At 73.0% G+C, this 19,357-nt stretch carries 13 protein-coding genes, 1 tRNA gene and 1 pseudogene; 6 read left to right on the forward strand and 9 right to left on the reverse strand.

Going from position 1 to position 19,357, the window contains the following annotated elements; genetic code table 11:
- Positions 1-4: 4 nt before the first annotated feature.
- The 4 genes from ACZ7DY_RS12905 to ACZ7DY_RS12920 all read right to left on the reverse strand — a co-directional run bounded on the left by ACZ7DY_RS12905 (position 5) and on the right by ACZ7DY_RS12920 (position 5,966).
- A complete protein-coding gene (locus tag ACZ7DY_RS12905; protein ID WP_471134543.1) occupies positions 5-1,408 on the reverse strand; it encodes a Cys-Gln thioester bond-forming surface protein in 1,404 nt (467 codons plus the stop codon).
- A gap of 320 nt (positions 1,409-1,728) precedes the next feature.
- A complete protein-coding gene (locus ACZ7DY_RS12910; RefSeq protein WP_471133758.1) occupies positions 1,729-2,172 on the reverse strand; it encodes a single-stranded DNA-binding protein in 444 nt (147 codons plus the stop codon).
- 183 nt (positions 2,173-2,355) lie between these two features.
- Complete coding sequence (locus ACZ7DY_RS12915; RefSeq protein WP_471133761.1) at positions 2,356-4,266, reverse strand: GTPase; 1,911 nt, start codon at positions 4,264-4,266, stop codon at positions 2,356-2,358.
- Positions 4,267-4,271: 5 nt separating this feature from the next.
- Positions 4,272-5,966 (reverse strand): GTPase domain-containing protein, encoded by a 1,695-nt coding sequence (locus tag ACZ7DY_RS12920; protein WP_471133764.1) that lies wholly within the window; start codon positions 5,964-5,966, stop codon positions 4,272-4,274.
- Positions 5,967-6,235: 269 nt separating this feature from the next.
- On the opposite strand from ACZ7DY_RS12920, the gene ACZ7DY_RS12925 reads away from it, so the two are divergent.
- Positions 6,236-6,308, forward strand: a tRNA-Arg gene (locus ACZ7DY_RS12925).
- A gap of 800 nt (positions 6,309-7,108) precedes the next feature.
- Positions 7,109-8,416, forward strand: coding sequence for a hypothetical protein (locus ACZ7DY_RS12930; protein WP_471133767.1), 1,308 nt, complete (start codon positions 7,109-7,111; stop codon positions 8,414-8,416).
- Here ACZ7DY_RS12930 and ACZ7DY_RS12935 read toward each other — a convergent pair.
- On the reverse strand, positions 8,413-10,650 hold the full coding sequence (locus ACZ7DY_RS12935) for a tetratricopeptide repeat protein (protein ID WP_471133769.1): 2,238 nt from the start codon (positions 10,648-10,650) through the stop codon (positions 8,413-8,415). The two genes, ACZ7DY_RS12930 and ACZ7DY_RS12935, sit on opposite strands and share 4 nt — an antisense overlap.
- Positions 10,651-10,960: 310 nt before the next feature.
- Between ACZ7DY_RS12935 and ACZ7DY_RS12940 the strand changes: the two genes are divergently transcribed.
- Together ACZ7DY_RS12940 and ACZ7DY_RS12945 are read left to right on the forward strand one after the other, a co-directional pair.
- Positions 10,961-11,494, forward strand: a complete 534-nt coding sequence (locus tag ACZ7DY_RS12940) for a MarR family winged helix-turn-helix transcriptional regulator (RefSeq protein WP_471133771.1) — start codon at positions 10,961-10,963, stop codon at positions 11,492-11,494.
- Between the two features lie 137 nt (positions 11,495-11,631).
- Positions 11,632-12,777 (forward strand): annotated as a pseudogene (locus ACZ7DY_RS12945) (hypothetical protein); the annotation flags it as partial.
- A gap of 25 nt (positions 12,778-12,802) precedes the next feature.
- Here the strand turns inward: ACZ7DY_RS12945 and ACZ7DY_RS12950 are convergent.
- The 4 genes from ACZ7DY_RS12950 to ACZ7DY_RS12965 form a co-directional block, all read right to left on the reverse strand.
- Positions 12,803-12,970: a hypothetical protein gene (locus ACZ7DY_RS12950; protein WP_471133774.1), complete on the reverse strand. Its 168-nt coding sequence runs from the start codon at positions 12,968-12,970 to the stop codon at positions 12,803-12,805.
- Positions 12,971-13,055: 85 nt separating this feature from the next.
- The gene (locus ACZ7DY_RS12955) at positions 13,056-14,021 is read right to left on the reverse strand and encodes a hypothetical protein (RefSeq protein WP_471133777.1); all 966 of its coding nucleotides are present in this window, start codon (positions 14,019-14,021) and stop codon (positions 13,056-13,058) included.
- Between the two features lie 190 nt (positions 14,022-14,211).
- A complete protein-coding gene (locus tag ACZ7DY_RS12960) occupies positions 14,212-16,134 on the reverse strand; it encodes an AMP-dependent synthetase/ligase (protein WP_471133779.1) in 1,923 nt (640 codons plus the stop codon).
- Positions 16,135-16,310: 176 nt separating this feature from the next.
- Positions 16,311-16,973, reverse strand: coding sequence for a TetR/AcrR family transcriptional regulator (locus tag ACZ7DY_RS12965; protein WP_471133782.1), 663 nt, complete (start codon positions 16,971-16,973; stop codon positions 16,311-16,313).
- A 78-nt stretch (positions 16,974-17,051) separates the two neighbouring features.
- Between ACZ7DY_RS12965 and ACZ7DY_RS12970 the strand changes: the two genes are divergently transcribed.
- Positions 17,052-17,522, forward strand: a complete 471-nt coding sequence (locus tag ACZ7DY_RS12970) for an SCP2 sterol-binding domain-containing protein (RefSeq protein ID WP_471133785.1) — start codon at positions 17,052-17,054, stop codon at positions 17,520-17,522.
- A 103-nt stretch (positions 17,523-17,625) separates the two neighbouring features.
- Positions 17,626-19,320, forward strand: a complete 1,695-nt coding sequence (locus ACZ7DY_RS12975; protein WP_471133788.1) for an arabinofuranosyltransferase AftB family protein — start codon at positions 17,626-17,628, stop codon at positions 19,318-19,320.
- Positions 19,321-19,357 lie beyond the last annotated feature (37 nt).

The raw sequence follows: 19,357 nt of genomic DNA on the forward strand, positions 1-19,357 counted from the left end.
TCGGTCACTCCTCGGTGGAGGGGTCCGTTCCGTCGTTCTTCTTGCGGAGGAAGAAGACTGTCGCGGCGCCGAGGGCGACGAAGAGGACCGCGATCGTGGCGATCAGGGGCGTGTTGCTGGAGCTGCCCGTCTCCGCGAGGTCGCCGCCACCCGTGGTGGTGGCGTCGCCCGCGGTGGCGGGGCTGGGCTCGGCGGCCAGCTGGGCCTTCGTGCCGGTGCCGGTCACGGCGCCCTCCGTGCGGCAGTCGAGCACGCCCTTGAAGCGCTTCTCGAAGCCGTTCGGGCCCTTGATCGTGAAGTCGTAGGGCTGGTCCTCCTGCAGCGGTATCGTCACGGTCTGTGACGTGCCCGCCGCGATGGTGTGCTTGAGGCCCATGAGGCGGAAGGTGAAGGGCGCGTCGCCCTTGTTGGCGGCGGTGATGTCGATGCCGCTCTTGGCGCAGTTCTTCTCGGCCGAGAGTGCGGGCACCGCTCCCTTCTCGGCCCAGTCGGCCGTCGCCGTCGCCGTCACCGTCGACTCGCTGGAGCCGGCGAGGATCTGCGTCTGGCTGCGGGTCTCGGAGGTGAAGGCCCGGCCGACGGGGACGGTGGTGGACGCCTGGAGGGAGAGCGCGGCCGAGCCGTCGGGGGCGTCCTTCGGGATGTCGAAGTACAGGCGGCTGCCGTTGTGCGCCGACTTCACGGCCTTGCCGTTCTTGCCGACGATCTTCACGCCGCTCTCCGCGGAGTCCGTGGGCGGCGTCACGGTCACCGAGTCGGCGTCGGTCCGCACCGTCACCGGGCCGAGCCGCTCACCCGCGCGGCCCGAGACGGCCGACGGGGCGAGGGTCAGCGAAGCCTTGGGCTCGGCACTGCCGCGGGCGCTGCGGTACAGGTAGTCGGCGAGCTTCTCCGCCTTGGGGTCGACGGCGTCGACCTTGGCGTGGTCGGAGTAGCGCCAGATCGCGACCTGGGTGCCGGCGGCGGCGGTCTGCGCGGTGAGCGAGCGCACGCCCGCCTTGTCGGCCAGCGCCGCGAGGTCGTTCACCTGCGGGTAGGAGTGCTGCAGGATCCAGCGGATCTTGCCCGCGTCGCGGTTGGCGTTCAGCGAGGTGCCGCTCCAGGGGGTCTCCTGGTACTTGGCGTCCTTCTGCGTGGGGTTGAGGATGTCGACGCAGTACGTCTGAAGTGCGCCGCCGCCCTCCACGGACATCTCGAAGAGTCCCGCGGGCACCTGCTGCGAGCTGCCGTTGTCCCGGATGACGGCCTGGTCGAACGTCTGCAGCCCGCCCAGCGTCGCGGTGGCGCCCCCCTGATGCTGCGGCGCCTCCTCCGCCACGGCCGCCCCGGCAGCGGTCATTCCGCCCGCCACGGCCAGTCCCGCCGCCACGGTCACTGCGGCGAGACGGGCGACGCCTCGGCTACGTATGGACAACGCAGAAAACACAGAATTCCCCTCCGGGCGGGACCCGTTCACAACGTTGGGGGGTGGTCCCGCCAGCAGACTGAATGGGGCAGGATCACCTGCCACCTGCATGGCGTCTCCTGCCAACTGCCCCGTGAGCTACGTCCGGCATCCTAAGGAAGTGGCGCATCACGAGCCCCACGCATCTCATGGGACGGCGGATCCGACTCGGAATCGTTATCCCCAACACCTGCTCCGAGCTGGGCTTATCGACAAATCCACCCCCCTCATTCACCGATATGCCGCACATCGGTCGCCATGGGCCCGCTCCCGCTGACGACCCATCACCCCACCGGCGCCGGCTGCTTCTCCTGCGCCCCGGACGCGTCCTCGCGCCGCTCCGACGCCGGGGCCGTCAGCGCGGCGTTGCCCTTGACGACCCGGCGGAACGCCGCCGTACCGCGCGACAGATCGTGGCCGATGGCCAGTGCCTCGATGTCCGCCGATGTCCAGTGCTGGCCTCCCCGCTCTTCGTCGCGCACCTTCAACCGGCCCTGCACGATGACCGGTTCGCCCACCGACACCGACCCCTGCACGTTCGTACCGAGGGCACGCCAGGCCCAGACCGTGAAGAAATTGGTGTGGCCGTCGTTCCACGTGTTCTGCGCGGCGTCGAAGTACCGCGATGTCACCGCGAGCCGGAACCGGGCCACCGGCCCCGACGGCAACTCCCGGTACACCGGAGTCGTCGCGACATTCCCCACCACCGTCACCAAGGTCTCGTTCATCGCCGATCCACTCCCCCGCATCGTCTGCGCCTCGCGCCGCCGCGCCCTTCGCGGCGGCATCTGCGTCTGCGTCCTCAGACTGCACCGGCCGGACCGATCCCGCTGAGACCTGTGGACCGCCCACCGGTTGTGGAAAACTCCGTCACCCCAGAGGGTGACCAGGCGTTCCCGGGCGGGCCCCGCTCACCCCACCGGCGCCCCCGTCACCCGTACGAACTGCTCCCTGACCTCCCGATAGCGCAGCAGCTCCGCCGCCACCGGATCGAGGACCCGCGCCCGCCCGCACCCGGCGGCCGCCTCCCGCAGCCGCCGCTCCGCCTCGTGGCCGTACCGGCGCGCGGGGCCACGCGCCGCGAGCCGGCTCGCCCACTCCACACAGGGGCCGCCCACGATGCCCGCCAGCATCAGTAGCACCGGCACGCCCAGGTTCGGCGTGGCGATCCCGATGATCTGCCCCACCAGCCAGAGCCCGCCCACGACTTGGAGCAGCGTCATCGCCGCCTGCGCGAGGACGGCGACCGGCCACCAGCCGGGGCGCGGCGGCCGTCCGGCCGGCACCCCGACCGTCACCGCGAGCTCGTCGAGCGCCTCGGGCAGCCCCTCGGCGCCGCGCACTGCGGCCTCCCGCACGGCCTGCCCCCACGGCACGGGCAGCCCCGAGGCCGCCTCGTCGGCCACCGTGCGCACGGCGTGCTCCACGCGCTGGCGCGCCGTCGCCTCCTCGTCCACGGGTGCCAGCGCGGCGGGCCCCGGGAGGCCCTCCGGGGAGCGCTGGGCCTCGTACCAGCGCCAGAGCCGCAGCCAGGGGTCGCCGCACGCCCTGCCCGCGTGTCTGCGCCAGGCCCGTTCGGCCGCGTCTCCGGCAGCGGCCGCGCCCACGGCGTCCGCGAGCCGGTCGGCGAACTCCTCGCGCGCCTGTTCGCTGAGCCCGATCCGGCCGCGGTCGCGCCCGCGGTGCGCCCCGTCGACATACACCGGACGCAACCGTTCCGCCGCGGCGTCCAGGTCCGCGGAGATCCGCCGGGCCGCGGCGCCCCGCTCCTGGGTGAACTGGCCGAGCGCCTCGCGCAGTTCGCCGACGCCCTCGCCGGTCAGCGCGGAGATCGCGAGGACCGTGGCGCCCGGTTCGCCGTGCTCGCCGAGGGCGACGCCGTCCTCGTCGAGGAGCCGCCGCAGATCGTCGAGGACCTGGTCGGCGGCGTCTCCGGGGAGCCGGTCGATCTGGTTGAGCACCACGAAGGTGACCTCGGCGTGGCCGGCCATGGGCCGCAGGTACCGCTCGTGGAGCATCGCGTCGGCGTACTTCTCCGGGTCGACGACCCAGATGACGGCGTCGACGAGGGCCAGGATGCGGTCGACGTGGTCGCGGTGCTCGCCGACCGCGGAGTCGTGGTCGGGCAGGTCGATCAGGACCAGCCCCTGGAGCTCGTCGGCGCCCGGCCCCTGGAGGGGCCTGCGGCGCAGCCGGCCGGGGATCCCGAGCCGGTCGAGCAGTCCCGCGGCGCCGTCGGTCCAGCTGCATCCGATGGGTGCGGCGGTCGTCGGCCTGCGCACCCCGGTGTCGGAGATCATCACCCCGGCGAGGGAGTTGAAGAGCGTGGACTTGCCGCTTCCGGTGGCCCCGGCGATGGCGACGACGGTGTGCCGGTCGGAGAGTCTGCGGCGGGCGGCGGCCTCGTCGAGGACCCGGCCCGCCTCGGCGAGGGTGCCGCTGTCGAGGCGGGTGCGGGAGAGCCCGACGAGTTCGCGCAGCGCGTCGAGACGGGTGCGCAGGGCTCCTTCGTAGGAGCCGGACTTCTTCTCCAGAGGTCCCTCGTAGGAACCGGGCCTCCCTTCGTACGAGGTGGGGCTCCCCTCGTACGGGACGGCGCTCCCTTCGTAGGCGGCGGGTCGGCGCGCGGGGGTGTACGCGCGCGTGCCGGTGTCGTCGCCGGCCTCCGTGCCCCGTGCCCCCGGCGTGACGCGTCGGGCGATCAGCCCGTCGTCCCAGGCGCGTTCGGAGCCGGCGGCGGGCCGCTCGCTCCCGTCCGGCCCGGCCCCGTCACCGTGGTCGGCGGGCTCGGCGTGATCGGCGTGATCAGTGACGGCGGTCACCGCGGTCACCTCTCCTTCTGCAGTACGGACAGGGCGGCGATCAGCTCGGCCTGGGGCTCCGGGTGGACTTCGAGGGCGTCCAGGGGGGCGAGCCGGCGCTCCCGCTCGGTGGTGAGGACCTTCTCCAGGTAGTCGTTGAGCAGGCGCGTGCCCCGGTCGCGCAGCCGGACGGCGGCCTGCGCGCCGATCCGCTCGGCGAGGACCTCGCCCGCCGAACGCGCCCGGCGCCCGCCGAGCAGGGCCGTGGCGAGCAGCGCGGCGACGACCTCGGGGTCGGGGAGGGCGCTCTTGTCGACGCGTTCGACGCCGCGCACCTCGTCCTCGGCGTACTCCTCCAGGACCCGCCGCCATCTGCGGACGGCCATCCCGATGCGGTGCTCGGCGCTCTCCACGTCGCGGTCGCGGTCGGCGAGGCCGGGGGCGCCCGCGGCGGGTTCGCGCCGCCAGGCCTCGTCGATGCGTTCGTCGGCGGCGGTGACGGCGCAGAGCAGGAGCGCCTCCAGGCTCTCGGCGATGGCGTCGAGGAGTTCGCCGGGGCCGCAGTCGAGCGGGTAGCTGCGCCACCGCTTCAGGGCGCCACCCGCCAGCACGCCGCCCGCCCGCAGACGGCCCCGCACGCGCGCGTGCTCCCTCTCGTACGCCTCGTCGACGGCGGAGGTGAGCCGCAGCGCGGCGGCGTACTGGGCGGCGACCGCGCCGGCGAGTTCCGGCATCCGGGTGTCGAGGGAGCCGATGACGCCGTGTGCGGTGCGGGCGACGGCCTGGGCGCGGGCCGCGGGTTCCTGCACGCGGTGGGTGAGCCAGGCGCGCAGCGGGGCGACGGCGGTGGCGGGGAGGAGTCCGCCGCCGCCGGCGGACTCGGGCAGCTCGGGCACGGTGAAGCGCGGCACGTCGCCGAGGCCGGCCTTGGTGAGCAGCGCGCCGTACTGCCGTGACACCTCGCTCACCAGCTGGTGGGGTACGCGGTCGAGGACCGTGACGAGGGTGGCGTCGTGCTCCTTGGCGGTGCGCAGCAGGTGCCAGGGCACGGCGTCGGCGTACCGCGAGGCGGTGGTGACCATGACCCAGACATCGGCCGCGGAGATCAGCTCGGCGGCCAGGACGCGGTTGTCGGCGACGAGCGAGTCGACGTCGGGGGCATCGAGCAGGGCGAGCCCCCGCGGCAGGCTCCGCGCGGTCTCGATCCGCAGGGCGCGCTCGTCCTCGCCCACGACGGCCTGCACGCCCGCGTCGCCGTCGTCCCCGCCGTCCGCCCCCTCACCGCCCTCCGCGGGCTCCGGGCGGGGCACCCACACGCGCGTGAGGTCCGGCAGGATCCGCATCCCCGAGAACCAGTGGTGATCGTCCGGGTGGCAGACGAGCACCGGCGTACGCGTGGTGGGCCGCAGCACACCCGCCTCGCTGACCTGCCGTCCCACGAGGGAGTTCACCAGAGTGGACTTACCGGCTCCGGTGGATCCGCCGACAACGGCGAGGAGGGGCGCTTCGGGTGCCTTGAGGCGGGGCACCAGATAGTCATCGAGCTGTGCCAGCAACTCGTCACGGTTGGCACGCGCGCGTGGCGCCCCCGGCAGGGGGAGCGGAAAGCGTGCGGCGGCGACACGCTCGCGCAGGGCGGAGAGTGCGTCAAGCAACTGAGGCCGTACGTCCAAGGTCACCACATGCGAAGAATGCCCAATTTTGGCGGCTTTCTGAAGCATATGGGGGTCCCTGCGCGCCGATCGGACACGGGGGATGGAAGGGGCGACCGGGGCGCAGGCATAACGAGTGCACAACACCCGGGGCGCGAGACGCCAAAAGCGATGCGAGATTCGCACCTGCCTGCGATTATCAGGACCGCTTCACCGAACCTCCACATCACGGCGCGTAGGCGAAGCACCAGGGGCAGGGACCCGGGAGCCCTATCCTTGTCCCCGGCAAGGTCACGGATCTCCCCCACCTCCGGGCCCCGTGCCAACGGCCACACCCGGCCCCCGTAGCTCAGTGGATAGAGCAGGCGCCTTCTAAGCGCTTGGCCGCAGGTTCGAGTCCTGCCGGGGGCGCTTTCGCCCGCAAGGGTCAGCGCAGGCTTCGGCCCTCCCTTTGGGAGGGTCCTTTTTGGGTTCCTGAGGGCTGTTCCTGAGGCTTCCTGAGGGCTTCTCGCGGGCTCTCGGAGACTCACGCGGAGTCGCTTGAGAGCCCTGCTCTCTGTCGGTGGTCGGGAGATTAGCGAGTGCCGCGTTGAGGCGGCATAAGGATCGGGATGCGGGGGCGGGAGTGGTGTGGTCGCGCGGTTAAGGTGATCGCGCGGTGGCGTCGGACACTCTCGGGAGGGGCAAGGTGCGGGCAGCGGAACCCCTGCCGATACGCGTGCCGGTCGGCCACCGGTCCGAGCGCTGGGTCAGCCGTACAGCCCAGCGGCGGGTCCTCCTGGTGATCCACAACGCCACCTCCGCCGGCCGCCTGCTGGACGTGCTGCCGCTCTTCCACGGCGACTTCCGGGTCCAGCTGCTCGTCACGTCGACCGGGTCCTCCGTCTTCCAGGACGGGGTCGGCGAACTTCTCGCCGGTCTGGGCCTTCCCGTACTGCCCTGGGAGCAGGCCCTGTCGACACCCGTGGACCTTGCGATCTCCGCCAGCTTCGGCGGTCAAATCGCCTCCCTTCAGGGCAAATTGTGTGTTATTTCGCATGGGGCCGGATATACTAAAAAGCTGGCGGAGCCGGGAGCCGGGAGCCGGGAGCCGGGAGCCGGGAGCCGGGAGCCGGGAGCCGGGAGCCGGGAGCCGGGAGCCGGGAGCCGGGAGCCGGGAGCCGACGTTCGGGTTGTCGGCGGAGTGGCTTCTCTCGGGTGGCAAGCCGTACGTGGACGGCCTCGTCTTCTCACACCCCGAGCAGTTGGAGCGGTTGCGTCGCGCCTGTCCGGAGGCCGTGGACGCGGCCGTACTCGCGGGCGACCCCTGCTTCGACCGGATGCTCGCCGCGCGCCCGTACCGCGACCGGTTCCGGCGTGCCCTGGGCGTCCGGCGGGGTCAGCGTCTCGTCGTACTGAACTCCACCTGGAATCCGGAAGGGCTCTTCGGCGACGGGGGCGGTGATGACGTGCTGCCGGGGCTTCTCCCGCGGCTCACCGCCGAGTTGCCCGCGGACGACTACCGGCTGGCCGCCGTGCTGCACCCGAACATCTGGTACGGGCACGGGCCCGGGCAGATCCGTGCCTGGCTCGACCAGGCGCTCCGCAGCGGCCTGACCCTGATCGACCCCGCGCATGCCTGGCGGCAGGCCCTGCTCGCCGCCGACGCCGTGGTCGGCGATTTCGGTGCCGTGTCCTACTACGCGTACGCCCTCGGGGTGCCCGTGCTGCTTGCGGCCGCCGGGCAGGACCGGCTGGACCCCGAGTCGCCTCTGGCCGCGTTCGTACGGGGTGCGCCCCGGCTCGATCCCCGGGGGTCTCTGCGTGGGCAGGTGGAGGGGTTGTCGGCGGGACGTAGGGCTCCTGGGGTTGGGGCCGGGGACGTGGGGCCCGCCGAGTTCGTGACCTCTGATCCGGGCGGCTCCGCGGTGCTCTTGCGGCGCCATTTCTACGCGCTGATGGACCTTCCCGAGCCCGCCGGCCCCGCTCTCCTCGAACCCCTCCCCCTGCCTCCGTACGACCCGCCACGGCGTACGGCGCCGCTGCTCGTCCTCACGCGTGTGCGGGGCACTGAGGTCGCGATCGAGCGGTCCACCGAACACCCCTATGACGGCGGCGCCGCTGCCGACGGCTACGTACACCTCGCCGTGCACGAGGAGACCCGCGACCCGCGCGGTCTCGAGCTGGCCGACGTGATCGTGCGCGACGGGCCCGCCGACGACCCTCGCCTGGGCGGCCCGTACATCTGGGCGGCCGAGGTCCTGGACCGGCATCCGCACTGCTCGGTCGCGGCGTACGTGACCGGCCCGGACGGCTGCGTCGCGCACAGCCGGGGGCACGGGTTGCTGCGGCTCTCCGCGGGGCCTGGAGCGGATGTCGATCCGGCGGCGTATGCGTCGTCGCTGCATGCGTGGCTGACGGCCGGCGGCACCGTGCCGCCCGCGGGCATCACGCTCCGGGTGCGCACGGCCGGCGGCGTCCACCCGGTGAATGTGGAGTGGGTGGTTGAGGAGGGTGAGGGGGGTGAGGGGGCCGGTTAATTGGCTTCCTCGCAGCGTCGGCGGAGGCCGGCGAGGTATTGCAGGTGTGGGGTCGCTGCCGGCGTGAGCAGGCGTTCGGCCTGGGTGATCGTCGGCAGGGCCTCGGCGTTCCGGCCCGCCTCGTGGAGGGTCTCGGCCAGGTCGGTGAGCGCTCGCGCCCGGTTGTACGGCTCCCCCTCGCGCTCGAAGAAGTCCGCCGCGGATTGCAGGAGTTGCTCCGCCTCGGCCGTTCTCCCCATGCCGCGCAGGGCACGGCCCTGGTGACGTTCGACGAGGGCGAGGGCGCGTGCGAGGTCGGCCGCCCCTTCCTGGCCGGGTGTGATCCGCCGGTAGATGCGCTCGGCCTCGACGAACCGCTCGTACGCCGACTCGTACCGCCAGTCGTACAGCTTCAGCAGACCCAGCAGCTCGACGGCCGACGCCTCGCCCCGCACGTGACCGGCCGCGCGCTCGCTCTCGACGGCGGCGAGCGCGGCCCGGTCGGCCTCCTCCCACTGCGCGAGTTCGCCCAGGCAGTGGCCGAGTTGGAAGTGCAGCGCCCCGGCCTCGCGGGAATGCGGCCGGTGTTCGTCGGCGCACCGGGCCGCGACGCGCAGTGCGGGCAGCACCTCGTCCCAGTACCCGGCCTTCAACTGGAGCGGCCACAGTGCCCGGGCCAGCCGCAGCGCGATCTCCGTGTGCCCGTACTCCTCGGCCACGGACACCGCGCGGACCAGATTGCCCACCTCCGCCGCCAGGACCGCCACGCCCGCCGCCTCGCCGCGGCACGGCTCTCCCTCGCTCGGAGCGGGTTCGGTGCGCCAGCTCTGGGGCAGGACGGCGTGTGCCGCGTGCAGGGCGCGGTTCAGCAGGGCGTCGAGTACGCGCCGCACGGTGGCGGAACACTCCGCGATGCCGTGCTCTTGGGCCGCCATGTCGGCCAGGGCGCGCCGGACTTCGGGACGGAAGCGGTAGCGGTAGTGGTCGTCGGGGGTCGATGTGCCGCTGGGAGCGGGGGCGGGGGCGGTTTCGGGGTCCAGGAGTTGGGCGTCTGCCGCCTCCATGAGCATCCGGTCCGCTTCCTCGTACGTCACGTCCGCGGCCGCCGCGGCGAGGCGGGCGTCGATGGCGGGCCAGCCGCCCAGTGCCGTCAGCCGGACGAGCCGCGCCGTCTCCGGGCGGAGCCGGTCGCAGGCGTTCCGGGCGGTGTCGCGTACGGGGTTACGTACGTGGGTGTGGGGCTGCGGGGGATTTCCGTGCGGGTCCGGGTCACGGGCGGGCTCCTCGGTGAGCAGGCTCAGGGCCTCGGCCTTCAGGGCGAAGGCGTTGCCCGCGCACTCTTCGAGGACCTGCGGCATCCTGGCCTTGGCCCGCGCGATCTTCTCCTGCCCCGCCACCTTCCTCATCATCTGCACCGCGTAACGGTCGCTCAACGGAGGAACCGGGACGCGTTCCGCCTCCAGCGCGAAGGGCCGGCCGGAGACGACGACCAGCAGGAATACGTCGGGCGTGGCCGGGACCAGGCCGCGGACCTGGGCGACCGACGACGCGTGGTCGACGACCACCAGGGCCCTGCGGCCCTCGGTGAGCCTGCGGTAGAGCTGTTCGCGCTCGGCGGCGGTGGACGGGATCCGCTCCGGTGCGACGCCCATCTGCCGCAGCAGGCGCGACAGAACGGTGGCCGGGCCCGGACCGTGCCCCTCCGACGCCTCTCGCAGGTCGACGTAGAACCGGCCGTCAGGGAACCGGGTGTAGAGCGCGGCACCGAGGTGCAGCGCCACCGCCGTCGTCCCGATGCCGGGCGGGCCGTGGAGCAGGGCGACGCGCGGCCGGCCTGCGGCGGGGCGGGTCGCCTCCCGCTTGAGCTGTTTCAGTACCTGCTGGCGGTTGGTGAAGTCCCTTGGCGCGGGCGGGAGTCCACCGACCGTGCCGAGCGCCGTGCCAAGCGTCGTGGGGAGGGCGGGGAGGGCCGCGGAGAGAGTCGTCGACAGGGCTGCGGCCTGGTCCGGGAGGCTTCGGATGAGTACGGCCCACTCGCCGGCCCGGCGGGGGTCGTCGCCCAGCCTCGCGTGCATCTGGTCGGCCAGCGTCTGCCAGCCCTCCGGGTCCGTGGGCCGTGGCGTCTCCCGGCCCAGGGTCCGTCTCGCCAGCGCACCGGTGGACAGGAGCAGTTGCTTGCCCATCTCGCCCGCCGCGCCGTTTCCCGCTGCCGTGAGAAATGCGGTCAGCGCGCTCAGCGCCACGATCTCCAGCACGTCGGCCCCTCCCCTGGGACTCCCTTGATCACCGGCCCGGTCATCGCTCCGGTCCTCGGCTACCGGTCCGGTCCTCGAAGCGCCGGTCCGTTCCTCGGATCACCGATCCGACCTCGCCGGACTGTATCGCCGCAACCACGGGACGGGACAATATTTGAGCCCCCGTCAACTCCCTCCCGCGTGCCGCTGTGTGTGGCCGTGCGCGCCCTCTCTGCTCCGCCCTCTCCTCTACTGATCCGCCGCTTCGGGGGCATAAGGGGCCGGAGCGGTGTGGTGGCCGCGACGGGAACGGCGGACGGTGGAGAGGTGCATGGTCGAGCGTGTGGCCCCAGGTGCGGGCGTGGATGATGTCGACGCGGTGACGGGTGCGGTGCTGACCGCGTCGCGGCTTCTGGTCGCGCTGTCCGCCCGGTCCCTAGCCGAGGTCGAGGGCAGGGTGACGCTTCCCCAGTTCCGGATGCTGGTGGTCCTCTCCAGTCGGGGCGAGACCAAACTGGTGGCGCTGGCCGAGCTCCTCCACGTCGCGCCCTCCACCGCGATGCGGATGGTGGACCGGCTGATCACCACCGGGCTCGCCGACCGGAGGATCAACCCCGACAACCGGCGCGAAACCCTGCTCCGTCTCACCGACGAAGGCCGGCGCACCGTCGCCGCCGTGACCGCCCGGCGCCGCGCCGAGATAGCCGCGATCGTCGAGCGCCTCGCGCCGCAGCAGCGCGCGTCACTCGTCGAGGCCCTGACCGCGTTCAACGACGCGGGCGGCGAACCGCCCGCGCCCGCCACGGACGGACCCGAACTGCACCCGCTGGGCTGGTCCGATACGTCGGCGGCGCGCGGCGCCTGACGTGTCACTTCGGCTGGGACTGGGGCTGGGGCTATGAATGCGGCTGACGTGCCGCTGCACGTGTTGGCGTGCGCGGGCCCTCTTGACGGGTTTCGCGTAACGCAAGGGTTGCATGTCTATCGGGGGCAGGGACGAATGCATGGGCTGGGGCAGTTGTATGGGCGCTCGCGCTGATCGACGGCTGGGACCGGGGCGTGGCCCGCCGCCTCACCACCAAGTACGAGTACGTCCAGGTCATCAGCCGTTTCGACGACATCCACGGCACCCTGCGGGACTTCACCCGGCACATCCTGATCGACTCCCCGGACCACTGGCCCGCGCACGTCGCCGGGCATCCGCCGGGCGCGACGCTCACGTTCGTCCTGCTCGACCGGGCCGGTCTGGGCGGCGGGGCCTGGGCGGGGGCCTGGTGCATCACCGTCGGTGCCACGGCGTGCGTCGCCGTCCTGGTGACGGTGCGGGCGCTGGCCGGTGAGGAGCCGGCGCGGCGGGCGGCGCCCTTCCTGGCCCTCGCGCCCGCGGCCGTGTGGATGGGCACGTCGGCGGACGGGTACTTCGCCGCGGTCGCCGCCTGGGCCGTGGCCCTGCTGGCACTCGCCCTGCCGGGCCGCGGGCGCCGGCGCCCGCTCACCGCGGCGGCCTCCGGCCTGCTCTACGGCCTGACCTGCTACCTCTCGTACGGGCTCACACTGTTCGCGCTCATCGGGGCAGGCGTGCTGTTCCTGGGCGGCACCGGGATCAGGGAGCGGCTGAGGGTTCTGCCCCCGCTGCTCGCCGGACTCGCCGTCGTCCCCCTCGCGTTCACGCTCGCGGGCTTCGACTGGTGGGAGGCGTACCGGCTGCTGGTCGAGCGCTACTACCAGGGCGCGGGCGGCATCCGGCCGTACGGGTACTGGGTGTGGGCGAACCTCGCGTGCACGGTACTCGTCGTGGGCCTCGCGACGGCGGCGGGACTGCGCCGGGCCGGGGGGACGCTTGTCCGGGGGCGCCGGAACGTCCTCGTCCAAGGCAGCGCCCCTCGCCCCGCACCAGGCCCAGGCCCAGGCCCGGCGCTCGACCCCACCGCCGGGCCGCGCCTCGCCCTGCTCACCCTCACTGCGCTGCTCGCCCTGTTGGCCGCCGATCTGTCCGGGATGAGCAAGGCCGAGACGGAGCGGATCTGGCTGCCGTTCGCGATGTGGCTGCTCCCGGCCTGTGCGTTCCTCCCCCGGCCCCGCCCCTGGCTCGCCGCCCAGGCCGCCGTCGCGCTCCTGGTCAACCACCTATTGGTGACCGGCTGGTGACGGGCGGGGCTGGGGAGGGGTGCGGCTACTCGCGCCGGGTCCGGCCGCGGAGCGCCACCACGCGGCCCGCGATCAGGGCCGGCAGGAGCAAGAGCATCCAGCGGGCGGTCTCCCAGCTCAGCACGGCCCAGGCGAGGGCCACGAGTGCCAGGTAGGTGACGGTGAGGACGAGGAGGTCCTTCTTCACGCTCATCCGGGGGTTCCTTGGGTCGTTCACCGGGGGTTCCTCGGGTCGTTCACGTTCGTCGGGTGCTTGACATTCCGCGGGTGGCCCCCGATCAGCACTTGTAGCGCTTCCAGTTGGTGATGACGCCCACGTAGCTGACCTTCCACTCCACGCACTGGTTGGCCTTGGCGGCGTCCTGCATCTGGCCGCGCAGGGAGCTCGCCTGGGCGGTCAGCGCGGCGCCGCAGCCGGCCGCGGCGACCGCGTTCGGGATCTTGGCGCAGGCCATCACCGTGGCCGTGGCCGCGAAGTGGTACATGGGCGTCTTGGCCATGTCCTTCACCTCCTTCTTGCTGAAGCGGAGGTAGATGGACCAGCCGAGCGAGACCTTCGGGTCCGCCACCACCGGGAACGCGGTGTCGTCGGCGACCTCGACCGTCTGCGTCAGCCTGTGGCCGTCGAGCCGGTACCGCGTGGGCACCGGCCTGCCGTCGGAGTCCTTGGCCCACGGGGCGTCGATGGCGCCGAGAACCTCGGTGTCCTCGCCGTGGCTCCTGGCGATCAGGTACCCGTCCCGGCCGTCCGGCACGAGCCGGGCCCGGTCGGGGAGCGTCAGCGAGAAGTCGTGCGTGGTCGGGGCCTTGCGGTCCTTGAGCGTCACCAGCGTGCGGGCCGCGCCGTCCGCCGTGGGCTGCACGGCGATGTCGGTCGAGGGTGCGGCGTCCGGGTAGACCACCGTGCCCGCGCCGGCCGCCACGCCCCGGGCGCCCCCGGCCCGCGGGACGCCGAGCGAGACGTCCGCGTTGGGGGCGTCGATGCGTACGTCGCCGTCGGCCCGCGCGGGTGCGGTGACCGTCACCTTCCCCTCGTCCGCCCGGCCGCTGCCCCGGTGGCCGTCGAGCGTCGTGAGGTCGGCGGTCCCGGTCGCCTTCTCGACCACGGCGGCCGCCCGTTCGGCGTCGGACGGGGCCGGCGCGGCGAGGGCCGCGGGGGATGCCGCGCCGAGGACGGCCACCGCCGTCACCGTCGCGATGAAACCGCAGGCCGCGCCCCGCGCCGTCCGGGTGTTCTTCTTCATGGGTCCCTCCCTGTGCAGGTGCATGCGAAAGCACCCCGGGCCCTCGAAGAGGATCCCCGCCCGGGATGCCGACGGATACTTTTACACAGGTGTAGAAGTGGGAGCCCCGGCCACCGGGCAGGGTGATGTGAATGAGACCGAAGACGGGACTTTGGTCCCGGATCCCCGCCCAGCCCGGCCAGGTCCCCGCTCATCCCCCGTACAGCGCCTCGATCTCCGCCGCGTAGGCCGCGCTCACCGCGTGTCGCTTGATCTTGAGGGAGGGGGTGAGGAGGCCGTTCTCCTCCGTGAACTCGCCGCCGACGACGGCGAATCTGCGGATCGACTCGGCCCTGGAGACCGCCGCGTTGGCGTGGTCCACGGCCTTCTGGACCTCGGCGAGCATCTCCGGGTCACGGGCGAGTTCCGCGAGCGGGGTGTCCTCGGGGCGTTTCCGCACGGCCAGCCAGTGCCGCACGGCCTCGGGATCCAGGGTGACCAGCGCGGCGACGTACGAGCGGTTGTCCCCCACCACGATGCACTGCCCGACCGGCGCGCGGCTGCGCAGCCGGTCCTCCAGGACGGCCGGCGAGACGTTCTTGCCGCCGGAGGTGACGATGATGTCCTTCTTCCGGCCGGTGATGGTGAGATAGCCGTCGGCGTCCAGCACGCCGAGGTCACCGGTGGCGAACCAGCCGCCGGTGAGCACCGCGTCCGTCGCGGCCGGGTTGTTCCAGTACGAGCCGAAGACGATGCCGCCCTTGATCAGCACCTCCCCGTCGTCGGCGATGCGCACGGCGGTGCCCGGCACCGGCAGTCCGACCGTGCCGGGGCGCGGCCGGAGCGGCGGGGTGATGGTGGCGGCGGCGGAGGTCTCGGTCAGGCCGTACCCCTCGTAGATGATGATTCCGGCGGCGTAGAAGAAGAGGTTGAGGTCGCGGTCGAGGGGTGAGCCGCCGCTGATCGCGTAGCGCAGCCGGCCGCCGACCTCCTTGCGGATGCGGCGGTAGACGAGGAGTTCGTAGAGCGCCCAGCCGGCGTAGAGGCCGAGGGAGGGGCCGGGGCCCTTCTTGTCCAGGAACTTGTTCAGGTACGCCTCGCCGAAGCGCACCGCGATCCGCTCCGCGCGGTCGAAGGAGGCGGCGCGGCCGATCTTCTCGGCGGTCGCCCGGCCGGTGTCGTGGATCTTCTCGAAGAGGTACGGGACACCGACGAGGAAGGTCGGCCTGAACGCCCGCAGTTCCGGGCGGAGTTCGTCGGGTTTCAGGCCGGGGCAGTGGCCGAGCTCGATGCGGGCGAGCAGGCAGGCGATCTGGAGGGTGCGGCCGAGGATGTGGGCGAGCGGCAGGAAGAGGAGCGTGGAGGCGACCTGTCCGGTGATCTCCTTGAAGATGGGGTGGAGCAGGTCGACGGTGTTCGCCGCCTCGGCGTGGAGGTTGCCGTGGGTGAGGACACACCCCTTGGGGCGTCCCGTGGTGCCCGAGGTGTAGCAGAGGGTCGCGACGGAGTCCGGGGTGAGCGCGGTCCGCCGCTTGGTCACCGCCTCGTCGGGCACGTCCCGGCCGAGCGCGGCCAGTTCGGCCATCGCGCCGCCGTCCAGATGGCGGATGCGGGGCGGGTCGGCGTGGGCGGCGACGGCCTCCTCGGCGCTCGCCGCGTTCTGGGCGGTCTCCGCGATGAAGAGGCGGGCGCCGGAGTCGCGGACGATCCACTCGATCTGTTCCACCGACGAGGTCGCGTAGACGGGCACGGTCTGGCCGCCCGCCGCCCAGATGGCGAAGTCCAGGACCGCCCATTCGTAGCGGGTGCGTGCCATCAGCGCGACCCGCCCGCCGGGTTCGAGGCCGTCGGCGATCAACCCCCGTGCCGCCTCGGTCACTTCGCGCGCGAAGGCGGCGGCCGTGACGGGCCGCCACTGTCCGCCCTCCTTGCGGCGCAGGACGACCGCGTCGGGGGCCTCGGCGGCGTTGGTGAAGGGGATGTCGGCGATGCTGCCGGTGGTGGGCCGGGCGACGAGCGGGGCGGTGCGGGCCTCCCGTACGGTGCCGCGCTCGTCCCTGATGAGTTCGACCTCGGCGCGCTCGGCCAGGTGACTGTGGCGCTGTGCTCTTTTCAGATCCTTGCGTACGCCCATGACGGCTCCCCGGCTTCCCGTTCCCAGCTGATGTGCAGGCGATCGGCGCGTACTTACTCATGCGTCAACTTACCGACCCGTAAGGAAAATTCAATGGGTCGGGCGGGAGGAGACTGCGGCAGCGAGGGGGGCGAGAAGACGGGAGGGGCCGGAAGGAGGCGAGAGGGGCGGGCGGCTCACTCCGTCGGCGTGGGGCTCCAGACCTCTCCGCGCAGGACGCGGCCCATGCCCACCCACACCATGTTCATGAGGCGATGGGTCATCCCCTGCGGCGACTGGCCGGGGTGCAGGGCCATCCAGTCGGTCAGCGAGTCCGCCGCGCCGACCAGCGCGTGCGCCACGAAGTCCGCGTCCTCGGCGGAGAGTTGCGCCTCCGGGCCGCTGTCCGTGATGCCCGCCCACACCAGCCCCGCCACCTCGGCCATCACCGCGCGGCGCGCCCCGGCGACGGCCGCCGCGATCGTCTCGCTCAGCTCGGAGGCCTGGCGGTGCAGCACCACCCAGCTGTCGCGGTGTTCGGCGACGAAGGTGAAGAAGGCGAGCAGCCCTGCATGCAGGCGCAGTTCGGGGGTCGGCCCGCTCGCCGTCGCCGCGTCCTGGAAGGCGCCGACCAGCCGGTCGGCCTCTCGGCGCAGGCAGGCGAGGAAGAGACCCTCCTTGGATTCGAGGTACAGATACACCATCGGCTTGGAGATTCCGGCGAGTTCGGCGATCTCGTCCACCGAGGCGCCGTGGTAGCCACGCTTGGCGAAGACCCCTACCGCCACGTCGACGATCTGCCGCTCGCGCTCGGGGCGCGGGACCCTGCGCCTGCGCGGCGCGGTCCCACCCTCGGACATGTCGCCCACCCTTGTCAGCCTCCCGGTTCCGACCTACCTTACTCTTTAGTAAGTTTACTGTAGAGTAAGGAGATCGCCGTGGCGGACGACATCAGCAGGATCGCCGACCTCGACTTCGCCGACGTGACACCCGAGGAGTTCGCCCGGCTCGTGAAGGGGCTCTCGAACCGGGAGATCGCGGCGATCGCCCGCGACGGCGCGCTGCGCACCCGCGTGCTCGACGAGGTCTTCGGCCGCATGGAGCGGCAGTTCAAGCCGGCTGCCGCCGGTTCGCTGAAGGCCCTGATCCGCTGGAAGATCACGGGCAGCGACGGCAACGAGGACGCCGTGTACGAGACGGAGATCGCCGACGGCGGCTGCGCCGTGCGCGAGGGGCGCTCGGACGCCGAGCCGCGGCTCACGCTCACCATGGCCGACCCCGAGTTCCTCAGACTGGTCTCCGGCAACGCGAGCCCCGTCTCGCTCTTCCTGACGCGCAAGGTGAAGATCGCGGGCGATGTCGCCCTCGCGGCCGGGCTCACCCGCTACTTCGACATCCCGAAGGCCTGAGCCCTCACTCCCACCCGCGAGGCCCGAGCCCCCACCCGCGCCGGCGCTCCTCGGTGCGGCAGCACGATTCAAGGCCTGACTGACCTGCGCCGATGTAGCGGTCATGACGTCTACGTACTCCTCTGTCGTCCGTGAGCCGGAGGCTGCCGTCGGTACCCGCCCCGACGGCAGGTCCGGGCCGGGGCGGGCCCGCGTCGCCGCCTGTCTGCTGCCCGCCCTCGTCATCGCCTTCGCCGGGTTCCAGCGGCGGTGGATGTCCGACGACGGGCACATCTACGTGCGGACCGTCCGGCAGGTGCTGGCGGGGAACGGGCCCGTCTTCAACGCCGGCGAGCGTGCCGAGTCGTCCACCGGCACGCTGTGGCAATGGCTGCTCGTGGTGGGCGGGGCACCGGGGTTCGACGTCGCGACGGTGGCGATGTACGGGGGGCTGCTGTTCACCGTCGCCGGGTTCGCGCTCGCCGGGGCCGGGGCGCTGCGGATGTGGGGCGGGGACCGTCTCCTCGTGCCGTGCGGGGCGCTGGTGCTGCTCGCGCTGCCGCCGGTGTGGGACTTCGCCACGTCCGGCCTGGAGACGGGGCTCGCCACCTGCTGGATCGCCGGGGCCTGGCTCGCGCTCCTCGCGCGGCCCCGGTCGCCGCTGACCTGCGCCGTCCTGGGGCTCGGCCCGCTCGTGCGGCCCGACCTCGCCCTGGTCTCCGCGGTGTTCCTCGCCGGGCAGTGGGTCATGGCGCGGCCGTCGTGGCGCGGGGCGCTCGCGGGGGCCGGTGCCGCGGGGGCGCTGCCCGTCGCGTACGAGATCTTCCGCATGGGCTACTACGGGCATCTGGTGCCGCTGCCCGGCGTCACCAAGGAGGCGTCGCGCAGCCTGTGGGGGCGCGGGTTCGGCTACCTCGGGGACTTCGCCGGGCCGTACGCGCTGTGGTTGCCGCTGCTTGTGGTGGGGGCGTGCGCCCTGGCCCAGGGGCGGTTCCGGGTGAGCGTTCCGGTGGCCGCGCCCTTGGTCGCCGGGGTGCTGTGCTGGGCGTACGTCATCAAGGTGGGCGGCGACTTCATGCACGGGCGGATGTTCCTGCCCGGACTGCTCCTGATGCTGCTGCCCGTCTTCCTCGTGCCCGTCACCCGGGTGTGGTCCGTCGCCGCCGTGGCGGTCGGCGTCTGGGCGGTGGTGTGCGCGAGCCTGCTGCGCATCCCGTACGAGGGGAAGATCGGGCCGGACGGGATCGCCGACGAACGCGGCGTGTACGTCCAGCAGAACGGCGACCGGCACCCCCTCCACCACGACTTCTCCGACTCCCGCGGCAACGCCGACTATGTGCGCGCGGTGCGCGGGGCGGCGCGCTTGGGCCACCCCACCCTGCTGCTCGCCTGGACGCCGACGCCCGCCCGTGCGCCGTCGGTCACCGGCGTCTACAACGTCCTCGGCCTCAACGGCACCGTCGTCCCGCTGCGCGGAGCCGCGCTCGACCCGATCGGGCTGGCCTATCCGCTCGCCGCCCACTCCGAGCCGCTCCCCGGCCGGGTCGGCCACGACAAGCGGCTGCCGGACGAGTGGGTGGTCGCCGACCGCGGCACGGCGCGGGGCGCCGCGGCGCTGGGGCTCGATCCGGCGCGGGTCGGCGCCGCGCGCCGGGCGCTGCGGTGCGGGCCGCTCGCGGAGCTGCGGGAGGCCACGCGGGCGCCGATGACGGCGGGCCGGTTCTGGCGCAATCTGACCGGGGCGGTGGCGCGCACCTCGTTCCGCTTCCCCAACGACCCGGTGCGGGCCGAGCGGGAGCTGTGCGGGCGGGGACGGTGAGTGCGGAAGCGGGTGGGTAGCGGGGCCCGGCTCAACT

It is taken from the genome of Streptomyces sp. NPDC037013 (genome assembly GCF_055607265.1).